The sequence below is a fragment of the Asanoa iriomotensis genome (assembly GCF_016862515.1).
GTDB classification, from domain to species: Bacteria; Actinomycetota; Actinomycetes; order Mycobacteriales; family Micromonosporaceae; genus Asanoa; species Asanoa iriomotensis.
This window is the reverse complement of sequence record NZ_BONC01000025.1, coordinates 37,266-61,059: the sequence shown is the minus strand read 5'-3', so window position 1 is coordinate 61,059 and position 23,794 is coordinate 37,266. Positions and strand designations below refer to the sequence as shown.

Genomic DNA, 23,794 nt, shown 5'->3' with positions numbered 1-23,794 from the left:
CTGGGCGTGGTCAGCTAAGGGTCGGACGGCGGTCCGACCACGTTTCCTATTCATGAACTTGGATAGCGCATGTGGGCTTTGCGGTGGGTAGTGCAACACCCGAGGGCCGAGCATAGGCTGACGATCGCCGATGCAACAGAGGCGATCTCAAATAACACGTAGGGTCACGGCGGTGGTCGTGACCGGCCGGAAAGGATCAACGATGGCGGCGTTTTTCGGCTGGCTGCGGCACTCGGGTGAACGCAACCCGCGCTTCTTATCCGACGACGGACAGCGTGTGCGATTCAAACTTCGATATGCGCGAGACCGTCGGTTTGTGTCCGATTCGTGGATCGGAAGTTCGGGCATTGGCGCGTCGGCGTTGTCCACCGCTTCTGCTTGCTTGGGTGTGGATGACCGGCGGCTGGAGAGATCGACAATTGCGATCATGGCATCACTCTCCGTGACGACCGGGCGGTTGGCATGACTACGTGGGAACGGGTACGGACGGCACCGTCCTGGCTACCTGCCGTGTTCGTCGCGCCGGTGTTGCGGTGGCTCGCGGTGCGGCACGCGGTGCCGCCTGGGTCGCCGTGGCTTCGCGCGTGCCCCTCTTGCGCCGCTTCGATCGGTCTGGCCGGGCCGTCGGGGCGGTGTGGCGGGTGCGGGTCACGGCTCGGGCCGTGGGCCTTCTCGGTGGAGGTGCTCGCGCTGGTTGCCCTCGCGGTGGGGGTGTTCGCGGTGCCGGGGTCGGTGCTGGCGGCCTATCTGTGGTGGGCGGCGTTCGCCGTGCCCCTGGTGCTGGTCGATCTGGCCGTGCACCGCCTGCCGGACCGGTTGACGCTGCCCGCCGCGGGCGGCGTGGTCCTGCTGCTCCTGGTGCCTGCCGTGTTCTCCGGCGAGTTCGACCGATGGTGGCGCGCGGCGCTGGCGGGTGCGGCGGTGGCGCTGTTCTTCGCGGCGACCACGGTGCTGCTCGGCCGGCGCGGGTTCGGGCTCGGCGACGCCAAGCTGGCCCTGAGCTGTGCGGCACTGCTCGGCTGGTTCGGCTGGGCTGCGGTGCTGGCGGGGCTGCTGGCCGGGCTGCTGGCGTCGGCGCTCGTCAGCATCGCGCTCCTGGTGGCCGGCCGGGTGCGCTGGACGAGCCACCTGCCGTTCGGCCCGTTCCTGGTGGCCGGGACGCTGCTGGCGCTGATTCTTGTCGGACCTCGGTCGTAGCGTGTTCCTATGGTCACCATCGATGACGTCCGCGGGCTGGTGCGGCTTTTGCCGCGGGCCTACGAAGCACTGGTCCGCGACCGGGTGAAGTTCCGGGTCGGCCAGATCGTGTTCGTGGCGTTCTCGCGCGACGAGACCGTGATGGGCTTCGGCTTTCCCAAAGAAGAGCGGGCGGCCCTGGTCGCCGCCGAGCCCGACAAGTTCCTGATGCCGGAGCCCTCCGACGAGCGCTACAACTGGGTCCGGGTCCGCCTGGCGGCCATCGACGAGGTCGAGATGCGCGAGCTGGTCCTCGACGCGTGGCGGATGTGCGTCCCCAAACGGGTCGCGCGTGAGTTCCTAGAGAGCCCGTTGGGCGAGCTAACGTCCAACGGGTGACAGCGGAGACGATGGTCGGGTTCGGCCATAAACAGGCATGGCTGGCGATCCGCGGCAGCGACCCGCGCGCGGTCGTCGACACGTTGGGCCTGCGCGACCTGGGCCCAGCGCCGTGGCGCGAGGGCGTCGACCTGGCGCACCTGACCGACGACCGATTGGCGGTCACACCGCCGCTGCCGGGCGCCCGCGACGGCAGTTGGATCCTGGTCGCCGGCCGCCGCCTGTTCACGATCCCGAGCACGGTCGAAGCCGTGGCGCTGTCGGTGGCCCTGGCCACGGAGGTCCAGTTCTTCTCCACCCACCGGGTCGGCGAACAACACCGCTGGGTCCGCGCGGTCGACGGGGTCCTGGTCCGCGCCTTCGACTTCGTCGGCGAAACCGGCAAGGTCACCGAATGGCGCGGCGACCCCGACGAGGCGGAGCGCTCCCTGGGCATCCCAGAATCGGCCCCGGACACCGACGAACTCCTGGTCGGCGAAGACGACGTGGCCCGCCTGGCGGGCCGCTGGAGCATCGACCCGACAGCCCTGGACGGCCGCCCGTCCCCGGGCCCCCTCCACGTCGCCGCCGCCCCAGACTGACCCGCCCCGACGCCACACGGGGTTCAAGCGGGGCGCGCCGGCGCTGGCGCGTGTCCGGTGCTGTCGCCCGCCGCAGCCGTCCCAGGGTTTCGCGGTGGCGCCCTGCTCGGCCGACCGGATGGTCTTCCGGCGGGCTCGTGATTCGGAGGTGCTTGACGCTGGTTGCCTATGCATGGCGTGGTGACTTCGACAACGGCGAGGTCGAGGCCTTGCACGCGGCGGGTTTCGGGCACGACGTGACGACTGACGACTGGTCCGCGCGGGTGCGTCGGCACAGCCTGGGCTGGGTGTGTGCCCGTGCCGGCGGAGAGCTGGTCGGGTTCGTCAACGTCGCCTGGGACGGTCGCGGGCACGCGTTCGTCCTGGACACCGTCGTTGCCGAGCGCGTCCGCCGTGCGGGCGTCGGCGCCCGGCTCGTCGGCCTCGCCGCCGAGCACGCGCGGGCGGCCGGCGTCGCGTGGCTGCATGTCGACTTCGAGGAACACCTACGTGGGTTCTACCTCGACGCTTGCGGGTTCAGGCCGACCGGCGCCGGCCTGATCGCGTTGGCTACAGGCGGAAGTCCAGGTCCGGGGTGATGGATTGGGTGTCCATCTGGGCCTTCTGCAGGCGGCCCGAGTAGTCCCAGTTCATCGACTGCCAGCGGGTGAACTGGTCGAGCACCCAGATGCCCGACTGCCGGGAGCCGTTGCCCGACCGGCCGTTGCCGCCGAACGGCAGGTGGGCCTCCGCGCCCGACGTGGAGTTGTTGACGCTGACCATGCCGGCCGAGACGCCGGCGCGGAAGGCGAACGCCGATCGCGGGTCGTTCGTGTAGATCGACGACGAGAGGCCGTAGCCCGGCGCGTTCGCCAGCTCGATCGCCTCGTCCAGCTCGCGGTAGGGCATCACGCCCACGATCGGGCCGAACGTCTCCGTGCGGAAGAGTTCGTCGTCCGGGCGGACGCCGGCGACCAGCACCGGGTGGTAGAAGAGCCCGCCAGCAGGGTCGCCGGCGAAGCCTGGCCGCGGGTTGTCGGCGGTGATCCGGCCCGTGCGGCCGCCCGACCCGAGCACGCGGTGGTGCGGGCCGATCCAGCCCAGGTAGTCCTCGTAGCGCCGGGCGAACCGGTCGGCCAGCAGCGGTCCATAGAGGACGTCCTCCCGGGAGGGATCGCCGATCACCGCGTCCGACAAGGCCTTGCCGAGCGAGTCGACGAACGACTCGTACACCGACTCGTGCACGATCGCCGTGCCCAGCGACGTGCAGCGCTGGCCCGCGGTGCCGAAGCCGCCGAACAGCGCGCCCTCGACCGCCAGCGACAGGTCCGCGTCGGGCGTGACCACCATCGGGTTCTTGCCGCCCAGCTCCAGGCACGGCGTCTGCAGGTGGCGGCCGGTCAGCTCGCCGATCCGCGCGCCCACCTCCGACGAGCCGGTGAAGCCCACCTTGTCGACCAGCCCCGCGTCGAGCGCCCCGGACAGACCCTCGTAGGTCGCGGCGCCGTCGGCGTCGACCACTTCGAAGACCCCATCGGGTGCGCCCGACCGCCGCACGAGTGCCGCCAGCGCGGCCGCGCTCGCCGACGCGTACTCGGCGGGCTTCCAGACGACGGCGTTGCCGCAGAGCAGGGCGGGCACCAGGTACCAGGACGGCACCGCGACCGGGAAGTTGCCGGCCGTGATGATCGCGGCGACACCGACCGGCACGCGGAACGTGAACAGCTGCTTGTCGGACATCTCGCTGGGCACCGTCTGCCCGTACAACCGGCGTCCCTCACCAAGGAAGAAGTCGCAGGTGTCGATGATCTCCTGGACCTCGCCGCGGGCCTCCGCGATCGGCTTGCCGATCTCGCGGGTGACGAGCCGCGCGAGCGTCTCGAAGTTGGCACGCACCAGGCGGCCCAGGTTGCCGATGACCTGACCGCGGACCGGCGCGGGCACGGCAGCCCAGCCACGCTGCGCGGCCCGCGCGGTGCGGCAGGCCGCGACGAAGCCGTCGGCGTCGGCCAACCGCACCTCGGCGACCACGTCGTCGAGCCGGGCCGGGTTGACAGAGCGGTAGATCGTCATGCCACCCACCCTATTTCCCCGGCGGCAGCCCCAGACCGGCGCGGATCGCGTTCTGCACGGTGGCGGGGTCGGGCCGGGCGTCGACGGTGAGCACGTACTCCTTGCGCCGAAACAGCTCGAGCACCGGCTCCGTCTTGCTGTAGTAGTCGCGCAGCCGGGCAGCGAGCGCCTCCGGGGTGTCGTCGGCGCGCGTCACCAGCTTGCCGCCGCAGACGTCGCACTTGCCCTCGACCTCGGGCCGGTCGGAGATCAGGTTGTAGTCCATGCCGCAGTTGGCGCAGAGCCGGCGGCTCAGCACCCGCTTCTGCACGTCCTCGTCCGGCAGGTCGAGGTGGATCACGCCGTCGATGTCGTAGCTCTCCAGGAAGAACGAGGCCTGGCGCACGTTGCGGGGGAAGCCGTCGATGAGGAAGCCGTAGTTCCAGTCGTGCTGCTGGAGCCGGTCGCGCACGATCGACTCGACCAGGTCGTCGCTGACCAACTCGCCGGCGGTCATCGTGCGGCGGACCTGTGCGCCGATCTTGGTGTGCTCCTGGACGTGCCAGCGCAGTATGTCGCCGACGCTGATGTGGGTCAGCTCCAGATCGCGGCGCATGAGGGTGCTCTGGGTGCCTTTGCCGCTGCCCTGGACACCCATGATCACGTACTTCCGCATGCGAAAACGTTCCCACATCGCGCGGGCGACCTGCCAACCGATTGCCTCGATCCAAGTGTTGGAACGAACCATTCCGTTCTGCTATGGTGAAGTGGAACGGAACGCAACGATCCGAAATCTTGGAGGCCCGCCATGCAGCCCTACCGCATCGACGTCGCCCAGGCCCACCTCGACGACCTCCGCGAGCGGCTCGCCCGCTCCCGCTACCCGTTCGCGCTGCCGGGCGCCGAGTGGTCCCGCGGGGTGCCGGTCGACTACCTGCGCGACCTTGCCGCCTACTGGGCCGACGGCTACGACTGGCGTGCCGCCGAGCGCCAGATCAACGAGTTCCCGCAGTTCACCACCGAGATCGACGGCCAGCGGGTGCACTTCCTGCACGTCCGCTCGCCCGAGCCCGGCGCCCTCCCGCTGGTGCTGAGCCACGGCTGGCCGGGCTCGATCGTCGAGTTCCTCGACGTGATCGGCCCGCTGACCGACCCGCGCGCACACGGCGGCGACCCGGCCGACGCCTTCGATGTGGTGATCCCGTCGATCCCGGGCTTCGGCCTCTCCGGCGGGGTCGCGGAGGCGGGTTGGGACAGCCGCCGGATCGCGGGCGCGTTCGCCGAGCTGATGCGCCGCCTCGACTACTCGCGCTACGGCGCACAGGGCGGCGACTACGGCGCCTTCATCGCACCGGACCTCGGCCGCGTCGACCCCGACCACGTGATCGGCATCCACGTCAACGCGGCGACGCTCGGCTTCATCCCGTTCGGCGAGGTGCCGGAAGAGGAGCAGGCGACGATGACCGACGCAGAGCGGGTGCGGCTGGGCCGCCTGGCCAACTACATGCAGGACATGAACGGCTACTTCCAGATCCAGGCGACCCGGCCACAGACTCTGTCGTACGCCCTGGCGGACTCACCGGTCGGTCAGCTCGCCTGGATCGTCGAGAAGTTCCAGGAGTGGACCCACGGCGGCAAGCTGCCTGAGGACGTCGTCGACCGCGACCACATCCTCACCAACGTGATGCTCTACTGGCTGACCAACACGGCCGGCACGTCGGCCAACCTCTACTACGAGAGCATGCACAGCGGCAACTGGCCGACGAACAGCGGCGTCCCGACCGGCGTGGCGGTCTTCGCGGAAGACGTCTCGATCCGCCGCTACGCGGAACAGACGAACAACATCACCCACTGGACGGAGTACGACCGCGGCGGCCACTTCGCGGCCCTCGAAGCCCCGGACCTGTTCGTCGACGACGTCCGCACGTTCTTCCGCACCCTCCGCTGACCCCACCGCGCGCCACCGGGCGCGCCTGTGACGCGGTGGCCGCGCGCGACGCCAAACGGGGGCGTCACCGCGGCCACCGCCGCATGCGTGTCCGCGGGCGTTCTCGTTGCCGTCCGGCTAGCTGTCCGCGTCGCCGGCCAGGTTGCGGAGGTCGGTTATCTCGGCGCCCGGCAAGCCGGCGATGCCTGTCGTGCCGTGTTGGGCTGCCTGGTCGTCGATCCACCTGGCGTGGGCCTCCCAGGCCGCCTGTTTGCTCGTGCCCAGGGCCGCCCCGATCTGGGACCAGGACGCCCCACTGGCGCGGGCGGTCCGCACGCTGAGCTGCCGGCCATAAGCCGCCTTGCGGGACAGCACCTCGCTCAGCGCGAGCAGTTCCAAGACCTCCGCCTGACCCAGCGCGGGCTCGCCCAGCGCCTCCCAGGTCCGCAGTTGGTCGAAGCGCGCGGTGGCGGTGGCGAGCGTGTGTTCCCGCTCCAGGGCCTCAGGCGTCGTCATAAGACCAGGCCTACCGTCAAGACAGCTTGACGTCAACGCGTGTTCGCGCTGGGCGAAGCGGCCCGGGCGTCCAGTGCGGACGCCCGGGCTCGCTCCTCGCCGACTCCGCGCGCGATCGATTCCGCGAGCGAACGGAACGCCGGGTCGGCGCCGGCGTTCTGTTCGCCCGTGCAGAGTCGGGAGGTCTGGTCGAGGTGCGCGATCATCGCGGCCGCGAAGCCGCGGTCGAAGGCCTTTCCGCTGGATCGCGTCATCTCGTCCCGTTGGGCAGCGGTGGGCATGCCGGGCATGTCGTGCTGTAGGTGCGGGTTGTCGCTGGGCATCGTCACCCCGGCCGCCAGCTTGCGCAGCGACTCGAGTTCCGCCTCGCGCGCCCGTCGCGCCACCGACGCGTAGAGCTGCACCGCCGGGTCGCCGCTGCGGCTCGGCACCAGGTCGAAGATGGGCAGCAGCCGCTCGTTCATCGCGATCAGAAGCTGCAGCCATGCGATGTCGGTCGTGTTCGGTCCCGCGCCGTCCGCGGCACCGTCGCCCGAAGCGGGCCCGCCCGAGGCAGGCCCGCCCGAGCCGGGGCGGCTCCGGGGAGTCGGCGAGCCCGGCACGCCCGGTCCGGCGCCGGCGCGATCCGGCGTCGAGCAAGCCCCGGCCCACCCGCTGACAAGAGCGAGCGGCACGAGCGCGAGCACGGCACGGCGGCGGGTCATCGGTCAGCTCCTCGACGGGGACGGTCGTCGCTGAGAGATCTTGGTTCATCGATGAAATTCTGCGAGAGAGCGCTCTCGCCAGAGGCCAGTTTGTGCGACATTGCGATGCGTGTCAATCCCCGGAAAGCGCTCCCCAGGATATTGACGAGAACCGAATCGCGGTTCAAACTCAGAGCCGCTCGGAGAGCGCTCTCCGAGCGCCACGCCCCCGTCCCGGCGTGCATTTCGCGCGCGCCGCCTATCACCGTTAGGCAGGCACATGAGACCCGAAACACCGCCCCTCGCCGCACCGCCGCCCGAACCGACCCGGTCCAACAAGCGACGGCGTCACGCCGCCACGGCGGCCCTCGCCGCCGCGACCCTGGTCGCGGCCGTGCTGACCGTGTCGTCCGCGGCCAGCGCCGCCGACGCGGTCATCTCGCAGGGCAAGCCGGCCACCGCCTCTTCGACGGAGAACGCCACCTTCCCCGCGAGCGCCGCCGTCGACGGCAACGCCGGCACCCGCTGGGCCTCGGCCTTCTCGGATCCACAATGGATCCAGGTCGACCTCGGCGCCACGGCGAACGTCACCCAGATCACGCTCCAATGGGAAGCCGCGTACGGCCGGTCGTTCCAGATCCAGACCTCCGCCGACGCCAGCGCCTGGACCAACATCTACTCGACCACCACCGGCACGGGCGGCACCCAAGTGCTCCCGGTCACCGGCAGCGGCCGCTACGTGCGCCTCTACGGCACCGCGCGGGCCACCGCCTGGGGCTACAGCCTGTTCGAGTTCCAGGTGCACGGCACGTTCGGCAGCGGGCCCACCAACCCGCCGGCCGGTTGCGGCACGACCAACGCCGCGCAGGGCAAGCCCGTCACTGCGAGCTCGGTCCAGAACGCCGGCTTCCCGGCGACCGCGGCCGTCGACGGCAACGCCGGCACCCGCTGGTCCTCGGCCGCCTCCGATCCACAGTGGATCCGCATCGACCTGGGCAGCGTGCAGAGCATCTGCCAGGTGGTGCTGCAGTGGGAGGCCGCGTACGGCCGCGCGTTCCAGATCCAGACGAGCAGCAACGACTCGACCTGGACCAGCATCTACAGCACCACGACCGGCACCGGCGGCACCCAGACGATCGACGTCACCGCCAGCGCGCGCTACCTGCGGATCTACGGCACCGCGCGGGCGACGGGCTACGGCTACTCACTCTGGGAGATTCGGATCTTCACCGGCACCGGCACGACCAACCCACCGACCGACCCGCCGACCGGCGACCCGGTCGAGCCCACCGACCCGCGCAACCCCAACCTCGGCTCCAACACGTTCGTGTTCGACCCGTCCACGCCGACCGCGACCATCCAGAGCCGGCTCAACACCATCTTCACCCAGCAGGAGACCAACCAGTTCGGCCCGGAGCGGTACGCCGTGCTGTTCAAGCCGGGCAACTACACCGCCGACGTCAACCTCGGCTTCTTCACCCAGGTCGCCGGGCTCGGCATGTCGCCCGACGACGTCAACCTCAACGGGCACGTGCGCGCCGAGGCGTTCTGGTTCGGCGGCAACGCCACGCAGAACTTCTGGCGTGCGGCCGAAAACCTGTCGGTCACCCTGCCGGCCGGCGTGAGCGTCGAGCGGTGGGCGGTCTCGCAGGCGGCACCGTACCGCCGCATGCATTTGCGTGGTGCCGGCAACCAGATCCAGCTCTGGAACGGCGGCGACGGTTGGTCGAGCGGCGGCTTCATGGCCGACACCAAGATCGACGGCATGGTCGTCTCGGGCTCGCAGCAGCAGTGGTACTCGCGCAACAGCGAGTTCGGCTCGTGGTCCGGGTCGGTCTGGAACATGGTGTTCCAGGGCGTGACCGGCGCGCCGCCCAACCACTTCCCGAACCCGTCGCACACGGTCGTCGCCAACACGCCGACCGTACGCGAGAAGCCGTTCCTCTATGTCGACGGCACGGGCGAGTACCGGGTGTTCGTGCCCGCGCTGCGCGCCAACTCGACGGGCACCACGTGGTTCAACAAGACCCCGGCCGGCTCGTCGCTGTCACTGTCGACGTTCTTCATCGTGCGCCCGGGCACGCCGGTCGCGACCATCAACAACGCGCTGTCACAGGGCAAGAACCTGCTGTTCACGCCGGGCGTACACCATGTGACGCAACCGATCCAGGTCAACCGGGCCAACACCGTGATCCTCGGCCTGGGCCTGGCCACGATCCAGGCGGACAACGGCTCGGTCGGCATGCGGATCGCCGACGTCGACGGCGTCAAGGTCGGCGGCATCATGTTCGAGGCCGGCGCGACCAACTCGCCGGTGCTCATGGAGGTCGGCCCGGCCGGCTCCAGTGTGGACCACGCCGCCAACCCGGTCTCGCTGCACGACGTGTTCTTCCGGATCGGCGGCCCCGGCGTCGGCAAGGCGACCAACACGCTCACCGTCAACAGCGACGACGTGATCGGTGACCACATGTGGCTGTGGCGCGCCGACCACGGCGCCGGCGTGGGCTGGTCGGTCAACACCGCCGACACCGGGCTCACGGTCAACGGCGACGACGTCACCATGTACGGCCTGTTCGTCGAGCACTTCCAGAAGTACCAGACCGTCTGGAACGGCGAGCGCGGCCGGACGTACTTCTACCAGAACGAGTTCCCGTACGAGATGCCCAACCAGGCCTCCTGGATGAACGGCACGACACGCGGGTACGCGGCCTACAAGGTCAACGACGCGGTCAACGAACACTTCGCCATCGGGCTCGGCTCGTACTGTGTGTTCACATTGGACGAATCGGTGGTCGCGGAACGCTCGTTCGAGGTGCCGACCAAGGCCGGCGTGCGGTTCCAGAACATGGTGACCGTCTCGCTAGGCGGTCAAGGCACGATCAACCGCATCATCAACAACACCGGTGGTACGGCCCAGCGCGGCGCCGAAACGCAGTATCTGACCAACTATCCCTGATCCGCCAACACCTGAGTGATCGCGTGTTCGCCGGCATCCGCCAAACCGGGGTGGATGTCGGCGAACACCGCAATCGCGGTGCCGATCGCCAGCGCCCAGGCCCGCGCCCGGGTCCAGGTCGCGTCGTCGGCGTCGACCCCGGCCTGGAACGCGGCGCGCCCCTGAGCGTCGAACACCAGCCAGGCGGCCGCGAGGTCAGTCGCCGGATCGCCGGCGTTGAGGTCCCCGAAGTCGAGCACGGCGGCCAGCCGCGACCCGCGCAACACAAGATTGGCCGGGTGCGGGTCACCGTGCACCCAGACCGGCGGCCCGGCCCACACCGGCGCGGTGATCAGCTCGTCCCAGAGCCGGCGCAACTCGTCTTCGCGGGCCAGCTTGCCGCTGGTCAGCCGGTCTTGGATCTGCTCGTCGCGCACGGCCAACGGCACGCCGCGCACGGGGCTGACCGGCGCGTCGGCGGGTGCGGGCACGTGCAGCCGGCGCATGAACTCAGCCAGCTCGCCCGCGACCGCGCGACGCTCGGCCACGGGCACCAGTGAGGCGATCTCGCCGTCAACCCATTCGCAGATCGACCAGGGGTACGGGTAGTCGTCGCCCGGCACACCCACCCGGACGGGCGCGGGAACCCGAGCGGGCAGGGTTTCCGCCAGGGCAGGCAGCCAACGCTGTTCGTTGACAAGCAAGGGCACCGCGACGGCGCGCCGAGGCAATCGCAGGCAGAGATCGTCACCGAGCCGGAAAATCGCGTTGTCCCAGCCGTTGGCGACGAGCCGGAGGGACCGATCGGCGAGATCGGGATGCTGCGCCCGAAGCAGTCGGCCGACGAGCTCGGCGTCGATATCGATGTCGGCAACGGGTGCGGTCACCGGGCAATTGTGCCAGCCACGCCGCGATCGCCACGGGCCGCGACGAAAGCATCAGCGCCCGAGCCGCCAGCCAGGCCCGGGTCGTCGGGCCGGCCAGTGCGCGCGCTGCGATTCAACGTGCCAAACCAATAGCCGGCGCCGCCGTCGCGGCGTGCGGGTCGATGCGGCCCTGCGCCCAGGAGTCGAACCCGCGTCGACACGGACGCTCGGGTCGCTCTGCCCGCAGTCGACGCACGGGCGCGCGGTGGCTAGTTGTCTCGCTGCGCTGCTCCTGGAGGCACGCAGCGGTCTGACTCAGAGCCTGGCACCAACCCGGCCACTCGCGCGCCGAGAAAGGTCGTGCCCACGGGCCCGCCCCACCTCGTTCACAACCGAGGAAACCCACCGGGCTGCCGGGCCCACAGGTCCGCGTCAGGGCAGGGTGCCTGACTGGGTGGGTCGCGCAGCGGTCGGAAGGCGGCCATGAAGCACCGCGAGCCTACGGTGCGGAGCACGGCGTTGCGCAGAGCGGGAACAGGCGGCGAGCGCGATCCCGGCGGTGTGTCTGGTCGGAACGCGGCCTTGAGGAGGCGTGGGCCGACGATGCGCAGCACCGCGTCGCGCAGTGGCGGAGGCAGGTGGCGAGCGCGGCCGCGCGGTCGTGTGGTCGCGGACCCAGCGGGTCCCGCGGCTGTCAGGGAGGGTCATGTAGCGGTCGGAACGCGGCCCTGAAGAGGCACAGGCCCACGGTGCGGAGCGCTGGGTCGCGCAGTGGCGGCGCTAGGTGGTGGGCGCGGTCGCGTCTGGTCGCGGACTCAGCGGGTCCCGCGCCTGTCAGGGTGGGTCGTGCAGTGGTCGGAACGCGGCCTTGAAGAGGCGCGGGCCCACGGTGCGGAGCACTGCGTCGCGGAGTGGGGGTGGCAGGTGGCGGGCGCGGTCGCGGCGGCGGGTCTGGTCGCGGACCCAGCGCGCCCGTGCCACCCGGCGCCGGGCATAGCTGGCCAGGTCGTCGAGGTGCTCGGCCAGCACCAGCCCATCTTCGAGGGCGAGTGCCGCACCCTGCGCCATGTTGGGTGAGAAGGCGTGCGCCGCGTCGCCGATCAGGACCGTCTTGCCACGGGCGACGGTGTCGAGGAAGACGTCTTCGATCGTGCTCGCGTGTGCGTCGGTCGCGCGGGCTACCAGGTCGCGCACCGTCTCCGGGAACTCGTCGAAGACCCGACGCCAGTCGCCGGGCGGCGGTGCGGCAGCGGTCAGGTCGGCGTAGCAGTAGACCTGACCGCCCCCGAGCGAGACGGCCAGAAACGTGCGTCCGTTGCCCTGCCACGTGCACCAGAGGTGGTCGACCACGTAGCCGTCCGCGACGAACCGCCAGGCGAGCTCGCCGACCCGCCGCGGCGCCGCGTCCGGAAAGACCCACCCCCGCACCGCCGACCGTATGCCGTCGGCGCCGACCACCAGGTCATACGGCGCGGCATCGTCGGAGACGAACGTCTTGACGACGATCTCGCTCTCGAGCCCGGACCGCAGAATGCGCCGCAGCTCGGCGTGCCGCACCGCGACGCTCGGCGCGATGCCACCCCAGACCTGCTCGATCGGCAGATCGAGCAACACCTTCCCGCGGTGGTCGAGCAGCCGCTGCCGGCGGATCTCATGGCCGACGGAACGAATCTCGTCACCGAACCCGAGCGAGGTGAGCGCCCGCACGGCATTGGCGGGCAGATAGATCCCGGTGCCGCCGGCGTCGGCCTGCGGATGGCGCTCGACCACGTCGGCCTTAATCCCGTGGGCCCGCAACGCCTGCGCCGCACCCAACCCGGCGATCCCGGCACCCACGATCAACACTCGCGGATCGGTCATGCCGCCCAGTGTCCTCCTACGACGACGATCGGGGTGACCCCGGAACAAGACCAGCCGCTGGGCTCGGGTGGCGCCGGCTTGTCCCGGATCGGCAGCACCTGCGATCGGCTGTGGCATGAGATCCCCGGCGACCAGGCCACCACGACACGGAGAACGTCGGTAATCGGTTGCTGCTACAGCAGCAGCCGATTACCAAGATCTGCCGCCGAGCGACCCAGCGCGGACATGGCAGCGCAGCGAAGCGGAGCGGTGTCCAGCGGGAGCGACGGTCCGCACCACCGCGAGCCCGGGACAGCCCTTTAGGCGCTTCGCGCCGCTTTCATGTCGGTTGCGCTCAGGGCCGGAAGGGCACAGTCCGATGTGGGCGACCAGTCGTGCCAACGGGTGTCGGCGAACGCGCCGCGGCGGGCTTGGGCCAGGGCCAGGGCTCGCTCGCGCGCCGCGGTGAGACGCACATGGTCCGCGGCGTCGATCAACCCCGACCGGCGGCCATCCGCGTACTCGTCCTCGTCCTTCCAGGTCGCCGAGGTCAGGTCGTCGCTGAGCACCAGGTCGACCAACAGGTCGAAGGTGTCGACCGTGCCCGGGCCGCGGACGCACGGGCGTTGGAAGTTGACGTACCACCAGGCGCCCGTGCCAGGAGCCCGAGAGCAGATCAGCGAGCAGGCCCGAACGGGTCGCCGTCGAGCCATGCCGTGGGCACCGCGCACGACACGCCTGGCCAGTGTGCGGCCGTGACCACCCGGCCCGTGTCGTGCAGGACCCGCGTCGGGATCGCCGACCACAGCCGGCCCCCGAAGACGTTGCGCCACGCGACCGTGGTGCCCGGCGCGAAGGTCACAGCGCGCCGACGTAAACCCACTCGCCGTCCTCCCGGACGAATCGGCTCCGCTCGTGCAGGTCGTCCGTGCGCCCGCCATGCCGATAGCTCGCCCGGAACTCGACGACGCCCGACCGGTCGTCGACCCCGCCCGTGCGGGTGGCCAGCACCTCCAGGCCCACCCAGCGCTGCGCCGGGTCGAGTTCCAGCGACTCCGGCCGCGTCCGGCTGTGCCAGGTTCGCAGCAGATAGTCGGCGTCCCCGACCGCGAACGCGCTGTAGCGCGAGCGCATCAGCCGCTCCGCGGTGGCCGCGACGGCCGCGCCGCGGTGCAGTGGACCGCAGCACCGGTCGTACGACTGCCCACTGCCGCACGGGCACGCACCCTTCGCCATACCAGCCATTCTGCGCACAGCGGCGTGGGCGGCCGCGGGACCCCCGACCCGCGACCGCCCACGCCACCTTCTCGGAATTCAGCTCACTTCGCGCTTCAGCAGGCGGACCAGGCCGAGTACGCCCGGCAGCACCACCCAGAAGCTGATCGACGCCGCCAGCCGCGCCCACTCTCCGCCGGACAGCGCCGCGTTCTCGAAGAGTGGCGTCGACGTCATGCTCAGGTCGAACCATTCCGACGGGGTACGCATCGCGGAGATCAGCTGGGTGAGGATCGTCCACACGGTCGGGACGACGAAGTACAGCACGATCGCCACGGCCGAGTTCATGAACAGCATGCCGAACGCCAGGCCGACCAGCACGTTGACGACGTTGAACAGCACCGCGTACGCGAGCAGCAGCGCGCTGAACGACCAGTCGCCCGCCGCGCTGTCCATGCCGCCCGCGACCGCGTTGCCGATCGCCGCCACGCCGAGGCTCGGCAGCAGCGCGACGATGCCCAACACCACCGCGGCCAGGGCCTTCGCGGCCGCGATCCGCTGGCGCTGCGGTGTGATCGCGAACGTGGTCAGCGCCGTGCGCTGGGTCCACTCGCTGGTCACCGACAGGATGCCCAGGACCGGCAGCAGCACCGCCACGGGGAACAGCGTCGATTGGAACAGGTTCTTGAACGTCTGGTCCGGCGGGTCCGCGGCGAACAGCTGGATGACCACGATCGCCACCGAGATCAGCGCGGTGGCCACCATGAGCCAGAACCCGGCCCGGGTGTCGGCCATCTTGCGCAGCTCGATGCCGGTGAGCCGGAGGATGCCGGGCCGGGTGAACGTCCGCGGCGTGGTGGCGGCGGCGGGCGTCGTCGTCAGGGTGGCGGTCATCGCGCGGTCTCCTTGGCCTCGCCGGCGGTCAGGGTCAGGAACAGCTCTTCCAGGCCGCCGGTGTCGACCGGCCGCAGTTCGATCAGCACCGCCGAGATGCTGGCCGCGACCTGCCCGACCTGCTCCGCCTCGGCCTGCACGATCAGCGCACCGTCGGCGCCACCGGTCACCGCGAGGCCGGCCCGCTCCAGGGCCACCCGCAGCGTGGCCGGGTCCAGCGCCCGCACCCGCACGCCGCCGCCGGCCAGCAGCTCGGCCTTGGTGCCGTTGGCCACGATTCGACCGCCCCCGATAACCACGAGTCGATCCGCGACCGCCTCCACCTCGCGCAGCAGGTGAGAAGAGAGCAGCACCGTGCCGCCCCGATCGGCGAACTCGCGCAGCAGGCTGCGCATCCAGAAGATGCCCTCGGGGTCGAGCCCGTTGGCCGGCTCGTCGAGGATCAGCACCCGCGGGTCGCCGAGGAACGCGTGCGCGATGCCGAGCCGCTGCCGCATGCCGAGCGAGTAGCCGCGCACGCGCCGTCCGGCCGCCGGACCGGCCAGCCCGACGGTCGAGAGCAGCTCGTCGACCCGTTCGCGGGCGACACCCTGCGTGCGCGCCGACAGGGCGAGCACCTCCCGCCCCGTCCGCCCCGGGTGTTGCGCCGAGGCGTCGAGCAGCACGCCGACCTCGCGGGCCGGGTTGGGCAGCTGCCGGTACGGACGCCCGGCCACCGCCGACGTGCCGGACGTCGGTGGGGTCAGCCCCGTGATCATCCGCATCGTGGTCGACTTGCCGGCACCGTTGGGGCCGAGGAAGCCGGTCACGGTGCCAGGGGCGCATTCGAAGGAGACGTCGTTGACGGCCGTGTGCGCCCCGTACCGCTTGGTCAAGCTGGTCACACTGATCATGCCGATAAGCCTGCCGGCGCCGGGTGGTCCAGCGCTTCGGGCCAAGGTCGATGCCGCGCGCCGAAGGTAGCCGACCGATATCGACTTTGGTCTGATGCCGCCCGCGCCGGGTGGTCGTACCATTTGATCATGAGTCTGGCAACCCGGGTCGGCCCGGACATACCGTCCATGCTGCCGGGCGGGCTGCTGCACACGGTCGATGCGCGGCCGGTCCGGCGCTCGACCCGGGACTGGGTGGTCGACTCACTGATCTTCGTGCTGGCCATGTTGTCGACGGCGGCCTTGGCCGGCAGTGTGTGGGTCGACGACTCTCTGCCCCTCTGGGTGAAATGCGCCGACATCGCCCTGGGCGTCGCGTCGTCCGCGGCGTTGTGGCTCCGGCGCCGCTGGCCGGTCGGGCTCGCGCTGGTCCTGGTGCCGATCGGCGCGTTCTCGCTGACCGCCGCCGCTGCGGGCCTGGTCACCCTGTTCACCGTCGCGGTGCACCGCCGGGTCGGCATCTCGGCGCCGGTCGCGGTGCTCAGCGCCGCCACGACGCCGGTTTTCCTGGCCTGGCGCCCGGACGAAGCGATGCCCTACTGGGTGGTTTCCGGCTTCGGGATCCTCGCCACGTTCGCGATCTTCGCTTGGGGGATGTTCGTCCGTGCCCGCCGTCAGCTCGTCGTGTCGCTGCACGACCGGGCCAACCGCGCCGAGTCCGAGCAGCAGCTCCGGGTGGCGCAGGCCCAGCATCTGGAACGCACCCGGATCGCCCGCGAGATGCACGACGTGCTGGCCCACCGCATCTCGCTGCTGAGCCTGCACGCCGGTGCGCTGGAGATCCGCCCGGACGCGCCGCCGGACGAGGTGGCCCGGGCGGCGGCGGTGATCCGGAGCAGCGCGCACCAGGCGCTGCAGGACCTGCGGGAGGTGATCGGCGTGCTGCGCGAGGAGGACAGCGAGCCGATTCGCCCGCAGCCCACGCTCGCGGACGTGCCCGCCCTGATCGAGGAGTCGCGGGGCGCCGGGATGAAGGTCCGGGTCGACTGCAAGGTCGAGGATCTCGACGCGGTGCCGGCCGCGGTCGGGCGCAACGCGTACCGCGTGGTCCAGGAGGGTTTGACCAACGCCCGCAAGCATGCGGCTGGCGTCGTGGTCGACATTCTTTTCGAGGGTACGGCCGGCAGCGGTCTGACCATCGCGGTGCGCAACCAGGCCCCGGTCGGCGCGCCCGCGAGCATTCCGGGCACCGGCACGGGGATCGTGGGTCTGGTCGAACGCACCGGCCTGGCCGGCGGCCGGCTGACCCACGGCCGCACCGACACGGGCGAGTTCGAGCTGCGCGCTTGGCTACCGTGGCCGGCATGACTGACGAGCCCGTCCGCGTTCTGATCGTCGACGACGACCCGCTGGTCCGGGCCGGGCTCTCGATGATCCTCGGCGGCACGCCCGTGCTGACCGTGGTCGGCGAGGCCGCCGACGGCAGCGAGGTGGCCGCCGCCGTCGCCGAGGTGCGGCCCGACGTCGTGCTGATGGACATCCGGATGCCCAAGATGGACGGTCTGACCGCCACGGAGCGCCTGCGCCGCACGGAGGGCGCGCCCGAGGTCTTGGTGCTGACAACCTTCGAGGCCGACGAGTACGTGCTGCGCGCGCTGCGGGCCGGCGCCAGCGGCTTCCTGCTCAAGGACACCCCGCCGGCCGAGATCGTGGAGGCGGTGCGCCGCGTCGCGGCCGGCGACCCGATCCTCTCGCCGCGGGTCACCCGGCGGCTGATCGCGCACCTCGCGGACGACGGCGTCGACGCGCGCCGCAACCGGTCGCGCGAGCTCCTGGCCCGGCTCAGCGAGCGGGAGCTCGAGGTCGCGATCGCGGTGGGCCAGGGCAAGTCCAACGCGGAGATCGCCGCCGAGCTGTTCATGAGCGTGGCCACGGTCAAGGCGCACATGACCCGCATGCTCACCAAGTTGGACCTCAACAACCGGGTCCAGGTCGCGCTCCTCGCGCAGGATGCCGGATTGACCTAGGGTCCGGGGCGTGACCGAAGCGGCAGCGACGCCCATCGAGCCCACCGTGCGGGTCTCGACCCTCGAGCTCTTCTTCGACCTCGTCTTCGTCTTCACGATCACGCAGCTCACCGACACCCTGGCCGACCACCTCGACTGGGGCGGGCTCGGGCAGTCGCTGCTGATGCTGGCGATCATCTGGTGGATGTACTCGGGCTACGCCTGGCTCACCAACGCGATGGCGCCGACGAGCACGTACCGCCGGACGCTCCTGCTCGTCGGCATGGCCGGCTTCCTGGTCATCGCGCTGGCGATCCCGGAGGCGTTCGGCGAGACGGGGTGGGCGTTCGGCGTCGGCTATCTGGTCGTCAACCTGGTGCACAGCGCGCTGTTCCTGCGTTCGGCCGGCGAGGCGGCGGTCCGGGCCGCGACCACGCTCGCGCCGCTCAACCTGTTGTCCGCGGGGCTCGTGCTGGCCGGCGGGTTCCTGCCGTCGGACCAGCGGGCATGGTGGTGGGGCGCCGCGCTGGCCGTCCAGTTCGTAACGCCGTACCTGGCCCGGATCGGCGGCTTCACGATCAACGCGCACCACTTCGTCGAGCGCCATGGGCTCGTCATGATCATTGTGATCGGCGAGTCGATCGTGTCGATCGGCCTCGGCTTCGCGGGCGTCGACCTCGACGGTTCCGCGCTGCTGGTGGCACTGCTCGGACTCGGTGTGGCCTACTACTTCTGGTGGGCGTACTTCGCCGGCGACGAGGAGCGCTCGGCGCAGGCTCTGGCCGGGATCACGGACCCGCGACGCAAGGCCTTGATCGCGGTCTTCGCGTGGGCGTACGCGCACTACCCGATGATCATCGGTGTCGTGCTCTTCTCTGCTGGGATCAAGAAGGCGATCCCGGCCGCGTTCGATCCGCTGAAATGGAATGCGGCCGCGGCACTGGCGGCCGGTGCGGCCCTGTTCCTGGTCGGCCACGCCGCGTTCCTGATGCTGCTGAAGATCTGGCGGGGAGTGCCACACCGCCTGATGGCGGCCGTCCTCTCGATGCTCACGATCTTCATCGGCCACATCGACGCGACCGCGCAGGTGGTCGCGCTGCTGGCGATCATGGCGGTCGCCCTGATCATCGAGGACCTGCCGCAGGTGATGCGCACAAGGACGACAAACCTGCACTCATTTGGTCGGTAGGCTCGCGGTTATGACCGCTTTGGACTATCTCGCGAACACCGGCGTCGTCCGCATCGCAACCCCGCTACGCGCCGGCGGCGAGGTGGTGACACCGATCTGGGCGGTGGTGGCCGCGGGCGTGCCATACGTACGCAGCGGCTATGGCCCGGATTCGAAGTGGTATCGGCGAGCCACCCGCGCGGGCCAGGTCACCTTCGTCGACGCGGACCACCGCTACCAGGCGACCGTCTCGCCGATCACCGACACCTCAACGCTGGACGCGGTCGACCAGGCTTACCGAGAGAAATACGCGGGCCAGCCCGGCACAAGCGAAATGATCGCCACAACGGCCAGGGACTGCACCCTCCGGGTGAACCTGTAACGACGAACACCCAGCGGCAAAGGGGTTGATCCCGTTTCGGCCTACGCGGACAACGGAACCGCCCCGCCCTTCCCTGTGGGTCCTCGCAGCTCGGCGGGGTCCGGGGAAGAGCCCCGGAGACGTCCCTATGGGCAAGGCTGAGCAGGCGCCCGCAACCCCGTGATCAGCATCTCGGCGAACAGCTCCCACTTCTCGGTCTGAGCGATCGCCGCCGACAGCCCACCGAGAATCGCCTGAAAATCGGCCACGCTCACGTCGCTCCGGATCGCACCCACGGCCCGGGCCCGCGCGAGCACCTCCTCGGTCCGCGCGACCAACAGGTCAGGAAATGGGCAGGTCCCACCGGACACCCCGCTGAACAGATGACACAGCCCGGCATCACCGGCCATGTCCTCGGCGGTACGCCGGACGAACCACCCGAACGCCTCGGCCGGATCAGGCATCTCGAGCGCCTGGTCGACGATCTCGACGCGCTCGTCCATCCACCGGTCGGCCAGCTCCGCGATCAGCGCCTGCTTGGTCGGGAAGTTGCGGTAGAGCGTGCCGACGCCCACCCCGGCCCGCTTGGCGATCTGCTCCATCTGCACCTCGGCGCCGTCTTCGGCGAAGGCGGCGCGGGCAGCGTCGAGCACCCGGGCGCGGTTGCGGGCGGCGTCGCCGCGCATCGGCCGGGGCGCGCCCGCCAGCTCGGGGCGCAGTGTCTTGCCCTCGGGCGAACCGGGCTGGGCTGTGGTGGTCATCACGCTGATCCTACCGAATCCGATTGACAACCGGAATCTCGATTCCGTAGGTTCGAAGCATACCGGAAGCGGAATTCGACTTCCACTTCAAACCTCGGGGGGAACGCGGAGATGAGCCGCGCTGAACAAGCAGCACCGCACAAGACCTTGGCCTTGGCCTTGCTCGCGGTGACCCAGTTCGTCCTGGTCCTCGATGCGTCGATCGTCAACGTGGCGCTCCCGTCGATCGGCCGCGAACTGAACTTCTCCCAGGACTCGCTGTCCTGGGTGACCAACGCCTACACGTTGGCCTTCGGTGGCTTCCTGCTGCTCGGCGGCCGAATCAGCGACCTGCTCGGCAGACGCCGGATGTTCATGGCCGGTCTCGGGCTCTTCGTCGTCGCGTCGTTCGTCGGCGCGCTGGCGCAGAACCCGGCGATGCTGGTCAGCGCCCGGGCCGCACAGGGCCTCGGCGCCGCGCTGGTCGCACCGGCGGCACTGTCGCTGCTGATGACGATCTTCCCGGCCGGCGCCGAGCGCAACCGCGCGCTCGGGGTCTGGGGCGCGGTCGCCGGCGGCGGCGCGGCCGCCGGTTCGATTCTCGGTGGCTTGCTGACCGAGTGGATCGGCTGGGAGGCCGTCCTCTGGGTCAACGTGCCGATCGGCATCGCCGCACTCGCCCTCGCACCGCGGCTGCTGCCTGCCGCCCGTGAGGCGGTCGGGGCCAACGGCTTCGACGTCATGGGCGCCATCACCGTCACCGCCGGTGTCGCCCTGGGCGTTTACGCCCTGGTCGACGGCAACAACGCCGGTTGGGGTTCGACGCAGACGATCGTCTCCGCGGCCATCGCGATCGCGTTGCTGATCGCGTTCGTGGTGATCGAGTCGCGAGCCAAGCACCCGCTGGTGCCGTTGCACGTCTTCAAGCAGAAGACGCTGCGCAGCGCCAACCTGATCGCGTTGACCGTGACGGCCGCGGTGTTCCCGATGTTCTTCGTGTTGACGCTGTTCATGCAGCAGGTCTGGGGTTACAGCCCGATCGAGGCCGGCTTCGGCCAACTGCCGTTCGCGATCACGCTGATCCTGTTCGCGGGGCTCACCTCGCGCATCGTGACCCGCATCGGCTTCAAGACCCCACTGCTGGCCGGCATGATCATCACCGCCGGCTCGCTGGTCTGGCTGGCACTGCTGCTGACGGCGCAGGGCAGCTACTGGACCGAGCTGCTCGGCCCGTCGCTGCTGGCCGGCGTCGGCGGTGCGCTGATGTTCATCCCGGTCACCCTGGCCGCGACGGCCGGCGCCCGGTCGGACGAGTCGGGCCTGGCATCCGGCCTGATCAACACAACCCAGCAGGTCGGCGGCTCGATCGGCCTGGCAATCGCGGTGGCGATCGCCACGGCGGCCACCACGTCGTCGCTGACCAACGGCAACACGCCACCGGTAGCCGCCACCGACGGCTTCCAGCTGGCCCTGCTGGGCGGCGCCGCGGTAGCGGCACTGGGCGCGCTGTTCACCGCCTGGCTGCTGCCAGGCCTCAAGAACCAGCCGGCTGCTGTCGACGACGAGGTCGACGACCGCGTAGCCGTCACGGTCTGACCTTCGGGGGAATGGGGGCGAGGGCCCGCGCCGGTTCGGCGCGGGCCCTCGCGCATGCACCCGACCCAGAGATACGCCACATCGCTCCAGCCACAGGACCAGGTCGGTGCGGGTTCGCCGTGCTGACTCAGGATGGCTCAGGTTGCGGGTGCGTCCGGTGTTGGACGGCTGGGGCGTGGCGGGCCCGCACCCGGTCCGGGCGGGCCCGCCGCGCCGGATCAGGCGGGGTATTCCGTCAGTGCGCTCGTGCTGAATGAGCCCACGCAGGGCGTGCCCGCGTCGTTGATAGTGCGTTCGATGCCACCGCTGCCGTCCAAGAAGACGGTGATCATGTTGTGGAACCGCACCCCGGGTCGGTCCGGCACCTCGATGCCGCGCGCGGCCCGGATGTCGACACCTTGGTTGAAGTATGAGTAGACGCCCAGGCCCCACGCCTCATGCGTCCGCACGGACGGTGCGACCTTGTAGGACGCCCAGCCGTTGCCCGTCGGGCTGGTCCATGCTGCCTGGCTCGGCGGGTCGTACGGCATCTCGCTCTGGTAGAAGATCGTTCGGCCGCGCTCGCCGTTCCAGATCGTCTGCCACTTCTGATAGTGCTCGACGAACAGGCCGTACGCGGTGACGTCGTCGCCGTTGACCACCACGCCCACGTCGGCCGTGTTCTGGGTCCAGCCGATGCCGTTGCCGTGGTCGCCACGCCACGCCCAGATGTTCTCCAGGATCGTGTCGTCGCTGTTGACCACCAGGCTGGTCTTCGCCCGGCCGACCCACGGGCCGCCGATCCGGATGAAGACGTCCTGCAGCGAGGTCGGGTTGCGCGAATGGTCGCGCCGGCCACCGCGCGAGCCCACCTCGATCAGCGTGTCGGACTCCCGCGCGCCGGCGTCGACCAGCACGCCGGCCACCTTGACGCCGTCGACGTCCGCGATCTTCAGTGCGGCCTCGCCGGTGTCGGGCGCGAGGCTCGGCATGCCGAGGCCGAGCACCACGGTGTTCTTGTGCAGCACCCGCAGCGGCCGGTCGAGGTGGTAGACGCCGGGAGTGAGCAGCAGGTGCTTGCCGAGCGCGAGAGCCAGGTTGATCCGCGCCGCACTGTCGGACGGCTTGGCGATGAAGAAGTCGTCGATGTCGATCGACGAACCGGCCTCGCTGCCGTCGGACCAGGTGGTGCCGGCCGTGTCGCGCTGCAGCGCCGGCACGAAGACGCGGTAACGACCTCGCTCGTCCACGTACAAGTAAGGCTTCTCGCGGGTCACCGGGCTGGTCGGCAGCGTGGTGTAGGGCGGGTTCGGGAAACCGGTCGCCGGCGCTCCGGTCACGCCGGAGAAGACCTGGTTCCAGACACCGTTGGTCCACACGTCACCGAGCTCGCTGTCGCGGGTCAGCCACTGCTGCTGCGAGCCGTTGATGGTGATGCCGTCCACCTTGGAGTTGGCGATGAAGCCGCCGCTGGAGTAGCCGCCGTTGCCGGGCTCCAACCAGAGGATCCCCTTCACGTGTACGCGTCGCATCGGCGACGCCTGGGAAACCGCCCACTGGTTGGACCAGTCGGTCGGCGTCACCGTGAAGTTCTCGGCGGAGCGCCAGAAGTTGGTCAGCGCCGAGACACCGCCGGGCACGTTGGGGTTGACCTGGCCGACCACCCGGACGGCACCGGTGATGTCCACATCGGCCGGCGACCGCCCGAGCCCGGACACCGTGGTGTAGTAGCCGAGCCGGGCGTTGACGTCGTAGTGGCCGGGCTTGAAGAGCACCGCGTACCTGTTGGTGCCCATCTCGTTCTTCTCTTGCTGCGCGAACAGCTCGTCGAACTTGGCCTGGATCTCGGCCGCCGGCGTGCTGGGGTCGTAGACGAAGACGTTCGGACCGAAGTCGGGACCACCGCGATGCGCGGCGGCGCTGCCGGGAAGCGCGAAAACGCCGGCAGCCGTCAAGGTGGCCGCTGCAGCGGCGGCGCCAAGGAGACGGACGGTTCTCATCGACCTGCCT

24 protein-coding genes are annotated in these 23,794 nt (G+C 70.4%); 11 read left to right on the top strand and 13 right to left on the bottom strand.

Annotated elements, in window-relative coordinates; translation table 11 throughout:
• The first annotated feature begins 462 nt into the window (after positions 1–462).
• From Air01nite_RS18910 to Air01nite_RS18895, 4 genes are all read left to right on the top strand, one after another.
• A complete protein-coding gene (locus tag Air01nite_RS18910) occupies positions 463–1,197 on the top strand; it encodes a prepilin peptidase (protein WP_203703960.1) in 735 nt (244 codons plus the stop codon).
• 9 nt (positions 1,198–1,206) lie between these two features.
• Positions 1,207–1,575, top strand: a complete 369-nt coding sequence (locus Air01nite_RS18905; protein ID WP_203703958.1) for an MmcQ/YjbR family DNA-binding protein — start codon at positions 1,207–1,209, stop codon at positions 1,573–1,575.
• Complete coding sequence (locus Air01nite_RS18900; protein ID WP_239090804.1) at positions 1,572–2,156, top strand: hypothetical protein; 585 nt, start codon at positions 1,572–1,574, stop codon at positions 2,154–2,156. The genes Air01nite_RS18905 and Air01nite_RS18900 overlap by 4 nt, the downstream gene beginning before the upstream one ends.
• Positions 2,157–2,308: 152 nt before the next feature.
• Positions 2,309–2,734, top strand: coding sequence for a GNAT family N-acetyltransferase (locus Air01nite_RS18895; protein ID WP_239090803.1), 426 nt, complete (start codon positions 2,309–2,311; stop codon positions 2,732–2,734).
• Here the strand turns inward: Air01nite_RS18895 and Air01nite_RS18890 are convergent.
• On the bottom strand, positions 2,706–4,208 hold the full coding sequence (locus Air01nite_RS18890; RefSeq protein ID WP_203703957.1) for an aldehyde dehydrogenase family protein: 1,503 nt from the start codon (positions 4,206–4,208) through the stop codon (positions 2,706–2,708). The two genes, Air01nite_RS18895 and Air01nite_RS18890, sit on opposite strands and share 29 nt — an antisense overlap.
• Before the next feature lie 10 nt (positions 4,209–4,218).
• Positions 4,219–4,863: an adenylate kinase family protein gene (locus Air01nite_RS18885; protein WP_203703956.1), complete on the bottom strand. Its 645-nt coding sequence runs from the start codon at positions 4,861–4,863 to the stop codon at positions 4,219–4,221.
• Between the two features lie 132 nt (positions 4,864–4,995).
• Between Air01nite_RS18885 and Air01nite_RS18880 the strand changes: the two genes are divergently transcribed.
• Entirely contained in the window at positions 4,996–6,135 is a 1,140-nt protein-coding gene (locus Air01nite_RS18880) for an epoxide hydrolase family protein (RefSeq protein ID WP_203703955.1), read from the top strand.
• 117 nt (positions 6,136–6,252) lie between these two features.
• Here Air01nite_RS18880 and Air01nite_RS18875 read toward each other — a convergent pair whose 3' ends face one another.
• Together Air01nite_RS18875 and Air01nite_RS18870 are read right to left on the bottom strand one after the other, a co-directional pair.
• On the bottom strand, positions 6,253–6,630 hold the full coding sequence (locus Air01nite_RS18875; protein ID WP_203703954.1) for a hypothetical protein: 378 nt from the start codon (positions 6,628–6,630) through the stop codon (positions 6,253–6,255).
• 32 nt (positions 6,631–6,662) lie between these two features.
• Positions 6,663–7,334: a DUF305 domain-containing protein gene (locus Air01nite_RS18870; protein ID WP_203703953.1), complete on the bottom strand. Its 672-nt coding sequence runs from the start codon at positions 7,332–7,334 to the stop codon at positions 6,663–6,665.
• Between the two features lie 259 nt (positions 7,335–7,593).
• Between Air01nite_RS18870 and Air01nite_RS18865 the strand changes: the two genes are divergently transcribed.
• Positions 7,594–10,269 carry a discoidin domain-containing protein gene (locus tag Air01nite_RS18865; RefSeq protein ID WP_203703952.1) on the top strand — a complete coding sequence of 892 codons (2,676 nt, stop codon included), beginning with the start codon at positions 7,594–7,596 and terminating at the stop codon, positions 10,267–10,269.
• Here the strand turns inward: Air01nite_RS18865 and Air01nite_RS18860 are convergent.
• From Air01nite_RS18860 to Air01nite_RS18830, 7 genes are all read right to left on the bottom strand, one after another.
• Positions 10,260–11,135, bottom strand: coding sequence for an aminoglycoside phosphotransferase family protein (locus tag Air01nite_RS18860; protein WP_203703951.1), 876 nt, complete (start codon positions 11,133–11,135; stop codon positions 10,260–10,262). The two genes, Air01nite_RS18865 and Air01nite_RS18860, sit on opposite strands and share 10 nt — an antisense overlap.
• Before the next feature lie 813 nt (positions 11,136–11,948).
• The gene (locus tag Air01nite_RS18855) at positions 11,949–12,974 is read right to left on the bottom strand and encodes an FAD-dependent monooxygenase (RefSeq protein WP_203703950.1); all 1,026 of its coding nucleotides are present in this window, start codon (positions 12,972–12,974) and stop codon (positions 11,949–11,951) included.
• Positions 12,975–13,273: 299 nt separating this feature from the next.
• Positions 13,274–13,666 (bottom strand): ribonuclease FAU-1 family protein, encoded by a 393-nt coding sequence (locus Air01nite_RS18850; RefSeq protein ID WP_203703948.1) that lies wholly within the window; start codon positions 13,664–13,666, stop codon positions 13,274–13,276.
• Positions 13,630–13,815 carry a hypothetical protein gene (locus tag Air01nite_RS18845; RefSeq protein ID WP_203703947.1) on the bottom strand — a complete coding sequence of 62 codons (186 nt, stop codon included), beginning with the start codon at positions 13,813–13,815 and terminating at the stop codon, positions 13,630–13,632. The genes Air01nite_RS18850 and Air01nite_RS18845 overlap by 37 nt, the downstream gene beginning before the upstream one ends.
• Positions 13,812–14,189 (bottom strand): YchJ family protein, encoded by a 378-nt coding sequence (locus tag Air01nite_RS18840; RefSeq protein WP_239090802.1) that lies wholly within the window; start codon positions 14,187–14,189, stop codon positions 13,812–13,814. Before Air01nite_RS18840 ends, Air01nite_RS18845 begins: the two co-directional genes overlap by 4 nt.
• Before the next feature lie 78 nt (positions 14,190–14,267).
• The gene (locus Air01nite_RS18835) at positions 14,268–15,062 is read right to left on the bottom strand and encodes an ABC transporter permease (protein WP_203703945.1); all 795 of its coding nucleotides are present in this window, start codon (positions 15,060–15,062) and stop codon (positions 14,268–14,270) included.
• Positions 15,059–15,955 carry an ABC transporter ATP-binding protein gene (locus Air01nite_RS18830; protein WP_203703944.1) on the bottom strand — a complete coding sequence of 299 codons (897 nt, stop codon included), beginning with the start codon at positions 15,953–15,955 and terminating at the stop codon, positions 15,059–15,061. Before Air01nite_RS18830 ends, Air01nite_RS18835 begins: the two co-directional genes overlap by 4 nt.
• 135 nt (positions 15,956–16,090) lie before the next feature.
• Between Air01nite_RS18830 and Air01nite_RS18825 the strand changes: the two genes are divergently transcribed.
• Genes Air01nite_RS18825 through Air01nite_RS18810 form a run of 4 tightly spaced genes read left to right on the top strand, consistent with a single transcriptional unit; the run spans position 16,091 to position 19,490 of the window.
• The gene (locus tag Air01nite_RS18825) at positions 16,091–17,302 is read left to right on the top strand and encodes a sensor histidine kinase (protein WP_373310432.1); all 1,212 of its coding nucleotides are present in this window, start codon (positions 16,091–16,093) and stop codon (positions 17,300–17,302) included.
• The gene (locus tag Air01nite_RS18820; RefSeq protein WP_203703942.1) at positions 17,299–17,961 is read left to right on the top strand and encodes a response regulator; all 663 of its coding nucleotides are present in this window, start codon (positions 17,299–17,301) and stop codon (positions 17,959–17,961) included. The genes Air01nite_RS18825 and Air01nite_RS18820 overlap by 4 nt, the downstream gene beginning before the upstream one ends.
• Before the next feature lie 10 nt (positions 17,962–17,971).
• Positions 17,972–19,129: a low temperature requirement protein A gene (locus Air01nite_RS18815; protein ID WP_239090801.1), complete on the top strand. Its 1,158-nt coding sequence runs from the start codon at positions 17,972–17,974 to the stop codon at positions 19,127–19,129.
• A gap of 10 nt (positions 19,130–19,139) precedes the next feature.
• Positions 19,140–19,490 carry a DUF2255 family protein gene (locus Air01nite_RS18810; RefSeq protein WP_203703941.1) on the top strand — a complete coding sequence of 117 codons (351 nt, stop codon included), beginning with the start codon at positions 19,140–19,142 and terminating at the stop codon, positions 19,488–19,490.
• 125 nt (positions 19,491–19,615) lie between these two features.
• Here Air01nite_RS18810 and Air01nite_RS18805 read toward each other — a convergent pair whose 3' ends face one another.
• Positions 19,616–20,230, bottom strand: a complete 615-nt coding sequence (locus Air01nite_RS18805) for a TetR/AcrR family transcriptional regulator (RefSeq protein WP_203703940.1) — start codon at positions 20,228–20,230, stop codon at positions 19,616–19,618.
• A gap of 111 nt (positions 20,231–20,341) precedes the next feature.
• Here Air01nite_RS18805 and Air01nite_RS18800 point away from each other — a divergent pair, with 111 nt between their 5' ends.
• Positions 20,342–21,805 carry an MFS transporter gene (locus Air01nite_RS18800; protein ID WP_203703938.1) on the top strand — a complete coding sequence of 488 codons (1,464 nt, stop codon included), beginning with the start codon at positions 20,342–20,344 and terminating at the stop codon, positions 21,803–21,805.
• Between the two features lie 218 nt (positions 21,806–22,023).
• Here the strand turns inward: Air01nite_RS18800 and Air01nite_RS18795 are convergent, their stop codons facing one another.
• Complete coding sequence (locus Air01nite_RS18795) at positions 22,024–23,784, bottom strand: pectate lyase-like domain-containing protein (protein ID WP_239090800.1); 1,761 nt, start codon at positions 23,782–23,784, stop codon at positions 22,024–22,026.
• Positions 23,785–23,794: the final 10 nt, after the last annotated feature.